Annotated in this window: 10 protein-coding genes; 5 read left to right on the top strand and 5 right to left on the bottom strand. The window is 40.5% G+C overall.

What is annotated here, in order from left to right; translation table 11 throughout:
• Window positions 1-12 precede the first annotated feature (12 nt).
• Together IE080_RS01760 and IE080_RS01755 are read right to left on the bottom strand one after the other, a co-directional pair.
• Window positions 13-675, bottom strand: coding sequence for an ERCC4 domain-containing protein (locus IE080_RS01760; protein ID WP_189578722.1), 663 nt, complete (start codon window positions 673-675; stop codon window positions 13-15).
• Window positions 676-799: 124 nt separating this feature from the next.
• Window positions 800-973 (bottom strand): hypothetical protein, encoded by a 174-nt coding sequence (locus tag IE080_RS01755; RefSeq protein WP_189578721.1) that lies wholly within the window; start codon window positions 971-973, stop codon window positions 800-802.
• A 592-nt stretch (window positions 974-1,565) separates the two neighbouring features.
• Between IE080_RS01755 and IE080_RS01750 the strand changes: the two genes are divergently transcribed.
• Window positions 1,566-1,922 carry a MerR family transcriptional regulator gene (locus IE080_RS01750; RefSeq protein ID WP_189578720.1) on the top strand — a complete coding sequence of 119 codons (357 nt, stop codon included), beginning with the start codon at window positions 1,566-1,568 and terminating at the stop codon, window positions 1,920-1,922.
• Window positions 1,900-3,021: a DNA-processing protein DprA gene (gene dprA / locus IE080_RS01745; RefSeq protein ID WP_189578719.1), complete on the top strand. Its 1,122-nt coding sequence runs from the start codon at window positions 1,900-1,902 to the stop codon at window positions 3,019-3,021. The genes IE080_RS01750 and dprA overlap by 23 nt, the downstream gene beginning before the upstream one ends.
• 225 nt (window positions 3,022-3,246) lie before the next feature.
• Here dprA and IE080_RS01740 read toward each other — a convergent pair whose 3' ends face one another.
• Complete coding sequence (locus tag IE080_RS01740) at window positions 3,247-4,200, bottom strand: hypothetical protein (RefSeq protein WP_189578718.1); 954 nt, start codon at window positions 4,198-4,200, stop codon at window positions 3,247-3,249.
• Window positions 4,201-4,635: 435 nt separating this feature from the next.
• Window positions 4,636-5,970 (bottom strand): signal recognition particle protein, encoded by a 1,335-nt coding sequence (ffh, locus tag IE080_RS01735; protein WP_189578717.1) that lies wholly within the window; start codon window positions 5,968-5,970, stop codon window positions 4,636-4,638.
• Between the two features lie 191 nt (window positions 5,971-6,161).
• Between ffh and IE080_RS01730 the strand changes: the two genes are divergently transcribed.
• From IE080_RS01730 to IE080_RS01720, 3 genes are read left to right on the top strand one after another with little or no spacing between them, the layout of a single operon-like run.
• The gene (locus tag IE080_RS01730) at window positions 6,162-8,588 is read left to right on the top strand and encodes a glycosyltransferase family protein (protein WP_189578716.1); all 2,427 of its coding nucleotides are present in this window, start codon (window positions 6,162-6,164) and stop codon (window positions 8,586-8,588) included.
• 3 nt (window positions 8,589-8,591) lie between these two features.
• On the top strand, window positions 8,592-9,650 hold the full coding sequence (locus IE080_RS01725; RefSeq protein ID WP_189578715.1) for a glycosyltransferase family 4 protein: 1,059 nt from the start codon (window positions 8,592-8,594) through the stop codon (window positions 9,648-9,650).
• A 4-nt stretch (window positions 9,651-9,654) separates the two neighbouring features.
• The gene (locus IE080_RS01720; protein ID WP_189578714.1) at window positions 9,655-10,554 is read left to right on the top strand and encodes an FkbM family methyltransferase; all 900 of its coding nucleotides are present in this window, start codon (window positions 9,655-9,657) and stop codon (window positions 10,552-10,554) included.
• On the opposite strand, the gene IE080_RS01715 is transcribed toward IE080_RS01720, so the two are convergent.
• Entirely contained in the window at window positions 10,540-13,500 is a 2,961-nt protein-coding gene (locus IE080_RS01715) for a PKD domain-containing protein (protein ID WP_189578713.1), read from the bottom strand. The two genes, IE080_RS01720 and IE080_RS01715, sit on opposite strands and share 15 nt — an antisense overlap.
• Window positions 13,501-13,630: the final 130 nt, after the last annotated feature.

Genomic DNA, 13,630 nt, shown 5'->3' with positions numbered 1-13,630 from the left:
GTACTTCAAATATCAACTCCCTAAAACCTCCTGCAACTTTTTTTTCGTTTTTGGTCCTATTCCATTGCTGGACAAATCTGCATGTTGCATGATCCCTTTGATGCTTCCATAGGCTTTCAAAAGATCCTGTGCCCGTTTCTTTCCAATGCCCGGTATTCTTGCCAACATATCCAATTGAATTTCCCGAGGAGTGGGGCTTTTCTTTCGGAGACTTATATTTCCATTGGTAGTCAATTTTTTTCCAGCAAAAGAACGGTAGCAATACAAACTTAAGGATACTGTCTCCAAGATATTTCGGGTAAAAAAGACAGGAATTCTAAATTTCCATTGAATGGAAAATAAAAGACTTTGAAAAGCTGCTTTTCGAAAGTGGCGCTGTTGAAGTCCTTGTGCTTCATCCTCCACAATCAGTAATGCAGGTTTAGGTAATTTTTGAAGGCGTTTGATCTGAGAAAATAAGCGTCCATCATGCACCGAATTATAAAAGTCATTAAGTGTTTTCCGTTCGATGACCAGGTAATCATCCATAATAATATCTCCTGTGTAGAGATGTTTTCGTGTGATAATGGAATTCCCAAAGGATTGAAAGGTTCTCATCAGTTCCTCCGGTTCCCGATGATCCAAGTAGATTTCCAATGGGAAATAAAAGGAGGATTTGATCAGGCCTTTGGGCATTGTTGGGGGAGTTTTTATACCATGAGTGCAATTTTCTACCTTGAAAATCAACGAAATCCCCCACATTTCCAAAAAATAAGTATTTCAGTAAACGTTTAAGTTTTTATGAGTTTCAGGAAGATATCTAAGAAAACCAGCTATCAAAAACATTGGAAAGTTCAAAGAAAAAATCCTCCCCGAAGAGTTCGACCCTTTCAGGGTCAGGAGTTTTGGAGACTAGGTGCATTTGTGACCATGGGTTACACCCACGGCTATTGAAAGGTTTGACTCTTTCAGAGTCAGGATTTTTTTTATTCATAGAACCCAAGTTTGAAAGGATATATAGGGTTATGAAAACTACTTATGATTGACTTCAAAGCTAACACTTGGACACCCAAAATGATTTCCTTCTCAATAGTAAAACAGGATAAATGATAATTCATTTACTGTTAGACCACGAAGTGGTCTAACATCTCAATAGCCCTCATTGAAACTGGGGATAAAAATTAACTGTATTAATGGTTGATTAACCTGTAGAGGATCTGCCCGACGGAAAATGAAGTGTTGGTCTTAATTTTGGTACTTTTTTCTCAAAAAATGTATGACTTCTTCATGTGAACGTCCTTTTCCATTTTCAGACTACTTTATTGCTCTATATAAAGATTCCTCTAACTTTTTAGTACCTGAATATAACTTGGATTTTTTCATCATATCATAAAGGTTTTGATTATTGCGTTGTTTTAAATTCCTATTTTTTCATTTTCGAAATTAACTGATTTTCAACAATAAATTCATCTATATTAACCGTATGTCGATTCCCTCAATTGAATTAGTCGAATAAATTGAAAACTGACCTATTTGAATTCGGAGAATTTCCCTATTTTTGATTGAAGCTTAAAATCGTTAGAACTGTGCCTTACATAGAAAAAGATATAGAAAAAAAATATTACTCCATTGGTGAAGTTGCGAGCATGTTTAAGGTTGCTCCATCATTGATTCGCTATTGGGAGGGAGAATTTGATATTATCAAACCTAAGAAAGATAAAAAGGGGAATCGCCGATTTACCAAAGAAGACATTGAAAAAATCCGCTACATCTACCAATTGGTCAAAATCAAGGGTTATACTTTGCAAGGTGCGCAGGAAGTGATCAAAAATGGTCATGAGAAAACCATGGACAAAGCCACCATGATTGACCGATTGTTACAGATTCAGTCATTTTTAAAAGAAATCAGAGACCAAATGCATGTCAGCACAAGCGAGCGATGAATTAGTCTATGAATTAGCCTTAAACCTTGTTCCCAAAATCGGGCCGGGACTGTATAGGAATATCGTAGCCTATACAGGCTCGGCCCGTGCTTTTTTTGAAATCCCCTCAGGCAAACTCGCCAAAGTCCCTAGAGTAGGCAAGAAACTAATAGCATACCGCAAATCAGCGGACCAATTTATCAAGGATGCCGAGGAAATTATCGCAGCCTGCCGAAAAAAAAGCATTCGTATCCTCCCCTTTTCCGATCCTGAATTCCCCAAACGACTCAAGGCCTTGGACGATTCTCCCATGATTTTGTATATCCGTGGAAATGTCAACCTCAATCCAGAGCGAAGCATCGGAATAGTGGGTACCCGCAATGCTACAGAATATGGAAAGTCCATCACCAAAAAAATCATCGAAGAATTAAGCCCATTCCAACCGAGCATTATTTCCGGTTTGGCCTATGGAGTGGATATCGAAGCCCATAGAGCTGCGCTCCAAAACAACATTCCTACTATTGGCGTCTTGGGTTCATCGGTGCATCAAATTTACCCTTCCATCCATAAGGCCACTGCTGAACAAATGTTCGAAGCAGGCGGATTGATCAGCGAATATCCACCGGGTACAGAAATGCATCCTGGTAACTTCCCTCAGCGCAACCGTATCATTGCAGCACTTTCCGATGCCATCATTGTCGTAGAAGCTGCGAAAAAAGGAGGGGCTTTGATAACTGCAGAAATCGCATATTCCTATAACAAGGAAGTATTTGCTGTACCAGGTAATCTCCTTTCTTCCTACAGTGAAGGCTGCAACAACTTAATCAAACAATTAAAAGCAAGCATCTACACAGGAGCAAAAGATATCGAAGATGCACTCTCCTGGAAAAAGGAAGATCAGGGGAAATCAGTAAAAAAAGCAGCGCTTGATTTAAATCAATTTGAAGGAGAAGAAAAGGCTATTATCCAGTTACTACTGGATAAAAAGGAACTAGAAATCGACCAACTAGCCAGCCAACTGGAACTTCCTCTATCCATACTTGCCTCCAAACTTTTGGCTTTAGAATTTCAAGGACTCCTCAAGTCGCTTCCTGGAAAGAAGTATAGACTGCTCGTCTAAATGCAAAATCCAGCAATTACAGAATTGCTGGATTATCATTTTTTTCTTTAAATTTTATTCAACAGATATCTCGGATTACCTTTTATGGAGACTTGCTTAACCGCAAAGAACGCCAAGCTAATTACGCAAAGTGCACAAAGATTTTTTTACTCTACGGTAGTATTTTCCCTTTTAGAAAGTGCTAGGTTAGCCTCAAGATTTAGGTCAAAAACAGGAAAGTTACTCTCATTTGAGAATAATTAAAACCGTGTCCCTCCTACTTGCTACATCATCCAAATATTGGAAATAGGACTCTCTTGTTGTGTGAATAAAATCTACCACTCCAGGGTAATAAAAAACTCCAAACTTATTATAGTCATTAATTTCTAAAACTGCCTCACCAACAACTTTTTCAAATTCTTCCGAGTCAAGACCTGACAGTCTAAAAAAATCCATAATCATAGACTTGGAAGAGTTTTCCTCTAGCTGAACTTCTTGGATAAGCAAACAATACTCATCTTCAACATCAATCTCATCAAGATAAAGTTGACCTTTCGCATCTACTGGTTCTTCCCCAAACAAATTGGGGAGGGAGTCTTCATATTCATAAATTCGACCTACCTCCAAAGATGCTCCAAATGGAAAATGTAAAAGCTTTAACTCAGGCACTACAAAAGCCTCAACACCTATTTTGGATTGATAGGTGTTTTTCATTTGTTGCAAAACTTGCTGAATTGCTGGACCTGATTCTTTCCCCTCTACAAGAATCGGAGTTAAAGTTTCAAAAATCTCATTAACAGCATCTCTTACTTCTTCCCAATTATCAATGCCAACAAACTCACCATATTCATCAGTAGAATAAATAATCTCTAATATTGGTTTGACATTGAGTGATTGTAAAAGTACTTGATCCACAACTTGAGAACGGAACAGCTCATGGGTGTACTTCCATTTTATCTGATATGAAGTCTCCGTCGAATCAATAACCAAAAACTCAGCCGAATAACTGGATGAATCAAACTTTACCAATTCATCACCTTTCCATTGTTGAGTATATTTGGTAATTTCATAGGAATAAGAATCTCCTAATGACCAATAAGCGATCAATGCAACACTTGTAGTATCATTCTTAGAAAACGATAAGGTAGGAACTGACAAAAAAATCACAAAAAACAAACAGAATTGGAAAAGCCGAATCATAACCAAAGATTTAGACCTAAATCTAACTAAAAATCAATCAAAAAATTTATAAAAAAAACCAGTAACTGGATTTCACCTAATTACTGGACTTAAACTCTGATCAGCTTTTCAGACCGTTAGACTTGACATTTTTTCCACTGTTTTCATTTGTCTTAAAAAACTATTATATCTTTTTAGTTGGGTAAAACCCAATGCTTATCGTATTTAAGATACACGCTCGTGATTTGGTGTTTTATCTAACGTTCCATAGAAGTGGGTTAAAACCCAGGTAAATGAATTAATATATGCTCAAATCTCCCGGGTTAAAACCCGGGGCAATTGATGAGGTTAATCGAATAACTATTATTTCCTCTCTTGAAGAGAAAGTTTTTTAACTCCTAATTTTCTGCGTTTTCCGAGTATTCCGCGAGCTTTTTTCAACCTTCATCCTTTCTTCTACCTTCTCATCTTCGGCATCATACCGCCCAAAGCCTTCTGCGCACCGCCCATCTTGTTCATCTGCTTCATTAATTTGCGCATATCGCCAAATTGTTTCATCAGGTTATTGACTTCTACGATACTTCTTCCACTACCATTTGCTATTCGCTTTCTACGGCTACCGTCAATCATGTCCGGATTTTCCCGCTCAGCAGGAGTCATACTGCGGATGATCGCTTCAATTGGTTTGAAGGAATCATCATCAATATCCAAGCCTTTCATCGCCTTACCCATGCCTGGAATCATACCCACCAAGTCCTTGATGTTACCCATCTTCTTGATCTGCTCCAATTGGGATAGGAAGTCATCAAAATTGAACTGGTTTTTGCGGATTTTAGCATTGATACGCTTGGCTTCATCTTCGTCAAAGGATTGCTGTGCACGCTCCACTAAGGAGATTACATCACCCATGCCCAAAATTCGCTGAGCCATACGATCTGGATGGAAGACATCTAAGTTTTCCATCTTTTCACCCGTAGAGATGAATTTGATCGGCTTATTGACTACGTGACGGATGGAAATGGCCGCACCACCTCGTGTATCACCATCCAACTTGGTCAAGACTACCCCATCAAAATTCAAGCGCTCATCAAAGGTCTTCGCAGTATTCACGGCATCCTGACCCGTCATGGAGTCAACGACAAAAAGTGTTTCAGAAGGATTGAGAGCTTTTTTCAAGGCCTCAATCTCTTGCATCATTTGCTCATCCACAGCCAAACGACCAGCAGTATCGACGATCACGATCTTTTTGCCATTCTTCTTGGCATAATCCATCGCACGATTGGCAATTTCAATCGCATTTTTATTTTCCGGCTCTGCATACACCTCTACACCTATCTGCTCACCCAATACTTTCAACTGGTCAATCGCAGCAGGTCTGTAGATATCACAGGCGACTAACAATACTTGTTTTCCTTGTTTTTTGAGGTAGCTAGCAAACTTTCCTGTAAATGTCGTTTTACCCGAACCTTGCAAACCAGAAATCAACACAATCGCTGGGTCACCTTTGAGATTTACATCTACTTTGGTACCCCCCATCAATTTGGTCAACTCCTCTTGGGTGATTTTTACCAATAACTGTCCCGGAGAAACAGCTATCAATACATCCCGGCCCATGGCCTCATCCTTAATTTTATCTGTAACCTCTTTGGCTACCTTGTAATTCACATCGGCATCAATCAAGGCTCTTCTGATTTCCTTGACAGTAGTTGCCACATTGATTTCCGTGATTTTACCGGTACCCTTCAGGGTCCTAAAAGCTCTATCTAATTTTCCACTAAGATTATCAAACATAGTAAATGCGATTTGCTGCAAAATTATAAAATTATTCGGGAATACCCCATGGATAGTGCCAAGCTTCCCCCTTTATTCAGTTAAAAGCAAGCCCGCTCAAGTAAAAAGATGCTTTCTCCGGTTCGGATGAAGGCCTAAGCCAATTTATTTTTTAATTTGCAGACGTTTTCACTTGAATCAAATACGCGCGCATGAAATTGAATTTTCAAAAAGAAGTATTGCCTCATGGTATTTCATTGATCATTTTTTACCTAATCGTTCTCATTTATTTTTCTCCCATGGTTTTTGATGGGAAAATAATCTTCCAAAATGACATTCTTCAATGGGAAGGTGGTGCCAAAGAAATCTTAGATTACCGCAAAGCTACTGGAGAAGAAGCCCTCTGGACCAATCGCCTGTTTGGGGGAATGCCCGCTTATTTGGTTTCCTATGAAATCCCGGGAGACATCACCAACTTTTTGATCAAAATCATTTCCCTCGGCTTACCGCATCCGATCAATTCCCTGTTCATAGGAATGATTGGGATGTATGTATTCTTACTTTCCTTTAAAATCAGAAGCGAAATTGCAGCTGTGGGAGCCATTGCATTTGCCTTCAACACCTTCCATTTGATCAGTTTGGATGCGGGCCATAATGCTAAAATCTGGGCTATTTGCTTGATTCCATTGATTTTTGCAGGCATTCACCTAGCCTTTGAACGAAAGCGGATTTTAGGGCTTGCATTGTTTGCATTCGCCATGATGCTGCAACTGAAGTTTAACCACCTCCAAATCACCTATTATACCATGCTGATGGTGATTGTGTATGGGATCGCAAGAATTGCTGAGATGGTACAGCAAAAAAAGTATGTGGACTTTGCCAAAACCGTCGGAATTTTGGTGATAGGCCTGGGGTTGGCTATCGGAAGTAATGCCAGTAGGTTTGCGGCAGTTTTGGAATACAGCCCCTACTCTACCAGAGGAAAATCCAATATCAGTGAAAACACAGGAAATGCATCAGGTCTGGACAAAGAATATGCCTTTGCTTGGTCGCAGGGCAAATTTGAAACACTCACCTTCCTTGTTCCATTCATCCAAGGAGGTGCTTCTCAGGAAGCCTTGCCCAAAGACTCCGAAACAGAGCGCACCCTTCGCTCCAATGGAATCGACAATGCCCAAATCAACGGATTTATCCAAGGAGCCCCAACCTATTGGGGAGACCAACCGGGAACGGGCGGTCCGATTTATGGAGGGATTATTATGGTTTTCCTATTTGTAATTGGGATACTATATGCCGATAAAAAATGGATCTGGGTATTCACAGGAATCACTGTGCTTTCCATTTTACTTGCTTGGGGAAAAAATCTGGAGTGGTTCAACTATACGGTTTTTGACATTCTACCTGGCTACAACAAATTCAGAGCCGTTTCCATGGGGTTATGCATGGCTTTATTTGCCATTCCTGTCTTGGGATGTTTGGGGTTAGAAACACTGATTGCCCAGAAAAGTAAAATCGACATCAAGAAATTATACATCGCTTTTGGCATTGTCGGTGGTTTGGCATTTATCTTAGCCATTTTTGCAGGCATGTTTAGCTTCCGTGGAAATGTCGATGCCAATCTTCCGGATTGGTTGGTAGATGCCATTCGCTCCGATAGAAAATCCATGATGCAATCCAGCGCCTTCAAAAGTTTGGCATTTGTGAGTTTGAGTTTCGCACTAATCATTGCAGTACTCAAAAACAAACTTAACACCTCCTATGCGATGTTGGGTATTGGCTTGTTGCTCATCATAGACCTTTGGACCATCAACCGAAGATACCTAGGTGAAGATGCCATGCGTGACAGCCCTGCTGCCCAATTTTTCGCAAAAAGTGCAGCGGATGAAAGAATATTAGAAGATAAAGGTTACTATCGAGTTTTCAATATTGAAAATCCATTCAACGAAGCCCGCACCTCCTACTACCATAACAGTGTGGGTGGATACCATGGAGCCAAAATGAAGCGCTATCAGGAGCTTATTGAAAGAGGAATTCAACCCGAAATCTCAAATTTCATTAGTAAAGCCCAAGAAGGTGACTTTGCTTGGGATGAACTACCGGTGTTGAATATGCTGAACACGCGCTACTTGATGGCCGGAAGATCTGAAGATGCTGTATTTAGAAACCCATTGGCAAATGGTGCTGCATGGTTTCCAGAGGAAGTGATTGCCGTATCTTCTAATGAAGAAGAAATGCAGCGCATCCGTCAAATCGATACAAAAGTCTCAGCAACAGTCAATACTGGAGAATATGGAAATGTACCAGCAGGTGGTGGAACAGTTGAGCTGCGTAAGCAAAGTCCTGGAAAGTTGAGCTATGCTGCTGAGGTGAGTAAAGAAGGCTTATTGGTATTGTCCGAAGTGTACTATCCAAAAGGTTGGAAAGCGAGCATCAATGGTGTACCTACCGATATCATCCGAACCAATTACTTGCTTAGAGGAATAGTAGTTCCACAAGGGACATCCAACATTGAGTTAAGTTTTGAACCAGATAGCTTCTTTAAGACCAAAGGCTTGACGATCCTCTTCCAATATGTAACAGCTTTGTTATTGATTGGAGGGATTGGGTTTACATTCAAGCAAACGAACACTAAGGAATAACCCATGGGGAAGCCGCGATTATTGATGGTCATCCCTGAGATGCATAGCTTTATCCAACAGGATATTGCCATGCTGTCAGCAGACTATCAAATCGAAATCAATACCTACAATTGGAGAAATAAAGCACTGGCACCATGGTTTTTATTCTTACAGACTCTAAGTCTGCTAATCAAAATTCCTTCCTGTAGAGTTATTTTGGTCCAGTTTGGCGGGTATTGGTCTCTTGTACCGACAATATATGGGAAACTATTTAAGAAGCCTGTGTACATCGTTCTCCATGGAACTGATTGTGCCTCCATTCCAGCTTTAAACTATGGGAGCTTGAGAATCCCCTTGCTTCAATGGTTTTGCAAGAAATCCTATGAATGGGCTACCAAATTACTTCCCGTATCCGAATCATTGATTTTCACTAAAAACTCCTTTATCAATCTGGAAAATCCGGTAATGAATGGCTTAAAACATCATTTCCCAGGCTTAGAAACACCAATTGAAGTGATTCCTAACGGTTTTGATGTGGATTACTGGATTCCAAATGACCGTGTAAAAAATGAAATTTTAAAAACTGGAACGGTTACCTTTCTCACTGTGATGTCGCCTGCTCAATTTACACTGAAAGGAGGAGATTTAATTCTTGAATTGGCAATGGAGAAACCTGATTTTCAATTCCGCTTTGCAGGACTTGAGTGCCCATCGGGTATCCCAATCCCACCCAATGTAAGTTTCTTAGGAAGATTGGATAAAGAATCCTTACGACAAGAATACCAGTCCGCACATTACTACTTCCAGCTTTCGAGTTATGAAGGTTTCGGATGCGCTTTATGTGAAGCTATGCTTTGCGGCTGTATTCCCATTGTCTCAGAGGTCAATGCGCTTCCTTCCATTATCGGTGTGACGGGAATAACGGTTCCTTTTCGGAAATTATCCAATCTACGCATGAGTGTTCAGCTCATCCACTCGATGGCACAGGGAAAAAATATCAATCAAACAGCCCGCGAACGTATCAAAGCTCTGTACCCCTTGGCTAACAGAAAAAGTATGCTTCTCGCAACTCTTACGAATTAAACCTATGAAGGAAGTTTTTTATAAAATCATCTACCAACCTACTATCAACTTAGCCCTGAGAGGACTGAACAAACTTTTGATTCCTGTCTTACCTTCATGGTTTCGAATCCCTCCAAGTGGAAAACTAACGCTACAACTTGAGCAGGGTAAAAAACTCATCTTGTGTACCAACCAAACCAATTACTTAACCCAACTGGTTTACTGGGAAGATTTCCGAAAGTTTGAATACAGCGAACTATTCCTAGAACTCTGTCAGCACATTCGCGGATTCATGGATATTGGTGCCAATATTGGGTATTACAGTTTATTGGCTGCCAAGCAAAATCCGAGTATGCAGATCATTTCATTTGAGCCTGCCAAAGGGCCCTTGCATTATCTTCGGAAAAATGTGGCGGCAAATCAATTGAACAATATTCAAGTAGAATCACAGGCGCTGTCCGAGAAAGAAGGGACGATTACCTTTCATGAGGTCAAGAGTAGAAAGTACCCTTATTTGGAACATAACCTTGCGGGAACAGGAAGTGCAGCTGCCCTAAATAAAGGAGAGGCATTCACGGTTAATGAAGTCCCTACGACTACCTTGGATACATTTGCTGAGAACCTTTCCTTTCCACTTGACCTGATCAAAATGGACACGGAAGGTACCGAGCATTTGATATTGGAAAAAGGACTGAACACCTTGAAAAAACATCTCCCAATCGTCATCTGCGAAACGCTGTTCCAAAGCAATGAAGCCCAATTGGAAGCAATTTTCCATGATTTGGGCTATGAATGTTACAATCATTACCCGGAGGGTTTACGATATGCATCTAGTATTCAGCGCTCAAGTGACAATGGGGTACGGAATTGCTTTTTTATCCATCCATCCAAAAAACACCTAATTCCAGCACTAACGGACCAATAAAAATGTACCTCTTAGGTATTGAACAAATTCATCTTTGATTCTATACTCCAACTGAAAACTGTAGGTACCCGGTGGAGCTATTCGCCCAAGATGGTATCCATCCCAGCCTTGTGAATTTTTGTCAGCCGTAAAAAACACCATTTCTCCCCAACGATTGAACACCCACATGGACAAAGAATCTACTTGTGTGAAAACTGGAAAAAAGAAATCATTGAGGCCATCACCATCAGGGGTAAATGCCTGAGGCATGCGTAGGCCCCCGCCTGCAATCTGAATTTCCTTGGACTGGCTAGAAAGGCAGCCATTTGTATCCATTAATGAAAGAGTGACCATATAAACTCCCGGTGACTGAAAGGTATGAAGGGGTTTGTCTCCTAGGACTGTCTGCCCATCTCCAAAATCCCATACTGCATCAGTAAATATCGGAGGACTGGTTACTGTAAACTGAACGGGTTGCCCGACTGAGAATATTGTTGAAGATGATTGAGGATTGGTAAAGGTAAAATCTACCTGCGTTGGTAGATTAGTCGCGTCCATGATCAATTCTTGTCCCAGCTTTAAGCAGCCATCAACTGTCTCCAAGGTCCAAGTATAGGTACCTGCTGGAAGCTCTTCAAAAGTATAAATGCCAGGAACCGGACTTGAAATGGTGCGAGTAAGTGTAGTACCATCCCCTGCAACTCCTTCCAATTTCAAGGAGTTAAATGCAGTATTACCAGTCACTTCTAGTACCAAAACACCACTAGCTTCTCCCGAGCAGTTTAGTTGCAAAACACTGCCTGGTGTTTGTAAAACAGCTTCAAAATTAGCAAACGGTTTAACCTCAATAGTTTTTTCAATCAAGCAACTTCCATCTTCAATCGAAAGTGCGTAGGTTCCCGGGGCTAATCGTTTGATTGAGTCAGGAGTGCTTAGAACACCGTTTAAGGAAAGTACTCCATCAGAGCTTAGACCCGTTATAATCAGATGAACCTCCCGAAGACCATCAGATGGGATTTCACAGGTGTCTTCCACTTCAATCGTGGCAGTCAAGGGCTTGTTTTTCAATTGAAAAGATAAAAAGCAGCCAATCTGATCAGCAGTAAAACTTGCATAGAAATCAACGCCTGTAGTAGGTGGAAAAGGATTTCCCGAATCACCTCCAATTTCTCTCGCATCAGGGGCTAAGGGATTTTGATCATAAAATCGAGTTCCTATGGGGAAATAATCCATTAAAATTTCAGCCGGTACTTCGCTCATGTCAGCAAGGTTGCATATTTCAATGCTCTGACCCTCTAAATTCAAGCAATTAGTCTGAAAAAAATCAAAAACATCCAAGCGGAAATTTATGGGGCCAGTGGTACCCCCCACCCGTTGACAACCTGTTGCCGAAGTACTTTCAATGACCAGTCCAACCTGTTCATAGGGCTGGCTCGTACTGGATTGAACGCCTACCAAAAAGCCATCTAAAGAAATGGTCGCTCCACAAAGTGTGGAAATCGATTCGCAATTTTCTGTGATCCGAATAGTATATGAAAGTCTTGCAAGTACAAAGGAAAGGTCTGTTTCCGGATCCAAATTTCCAAAATCCCAATAAAGCCGAGTACCAGCATTAGGACCCGCTGATTGATTTACGACCGTCGTGACAGGCTGCTGAAAGTTTATTCCATCAGCTGACACTAATTCCACTCCTCTAGGAAGTTTCAATTCAATCCGGTTGCTGCGCAATTGCTCAGTACCAAGATTACGAATATCTACTTGAAGCCTCACCTCATCTCCAGGCTTCAAGCTTTCAGGTATGGCAGTTTGACCGTTGACTGATACCACTTGGTGTAGCCCTTCGATTTTCGGTTCATCGATATCAATGGCAATAGCCAAATTATAAATTACATAGGTATCCCAAGTAGTTCCATATTTAAATCGTAGACTTGTCTGATTATTTGCAATTAATTCATTATTAGGGTTATCAATGAAAAAGGTTGCCAGATCCATTCCCGTGTTATTTCTAAGTAAAGGAATACGCCCTGGCTCCCCAACGTTAATGCTGGAATTAAAAAAGTTGTTTGGAGAATTCTGTTCATGTGATAGGGGTACAAAATCATTGGTTCCTACACCTCGTTCGATCGCAAAGAAATCCCCTTCCGCTGCTACATCTCCTTCACCTGCCATAATGCCTACCTTCACCCGAACATTGCCCTCTTCTTGGGTTTGAATACCATCAATAGGAATGATAAATTCCTCCGGAGAATCACCCCTTACATACGCATATCCATCAAAAACGGTAATATCTTTTAATGGCAGATTTGGATTTTCATAAATAACTATTAACGACCATCCTCCAAAAAAATAGTTAGTTCCTTGCAATAAAGCTAGGTTAATCCCTCTATAGAAACCTTCTCCATGAAATTTCACATAGTCAGTCACATCTTGAAATCCTACAAAAATCCCCACGTCATTGGCATTGTCCAACCCTTCGGGAAAGCGTATACTATTTTCATCAGCCAACACATTTAACCGTTCTCCTAGTCTCGGACCTTGAAAGGTCATTTGCTGCTTATCCTTGGTAAGAGTAGCTCCTCGGTCGGTAATCGTCACTAATCTACTTTCACCGCTTCTTCCTGTCCAATACAAGCCTGCAAAAAGTATTTCCGTACAGGCATGATCTACACCTGCTTGTTGTGGAAACTTCAATTCTGCACCGGAGGAATTAAGATTTCCACTCAAACCACCTTCAAAAGCAGAGGTATACACCATCTGATTATCATTCATTTTAAAATCATCGTAATCTTCCAATGTAAGATTGGTATTTCCTATGATGAGGAAATCGCCGTTGATTCTGTAATTGGTCTTGGTAGGATCTGCTTTAGGAGCTCGAGGTTTGAAAGGTACACGAACCTGCGCATTTGAATCTACAGAAAGATTCATCAGATAAAAGAATACCAAGAAAAATAATGTAATATACCGCAAAGATTTGTCTAAATTAGAGTAGAATTAAAATCACTAGTGTCCGACTAAAGTCGGCCATTAGTGAAAATTGTTTGAAAGGAATAAATATAGCTACTCTTTCTGTTATGAATGAAAAGTAAGCCCCTATGTT

This window comes from Mongoliitalea lutea (assembly GCF_014652135.1).
GTDB lineage: Bacteria > Bacteroidota > Bacteroidia > Cytophagales > Cyclobacteriaceae > Mongoliitalea > Mongoliitalea lutea.
This window is presented reverse-complemented; position numbering and strand designations above follow the sequence as displayed.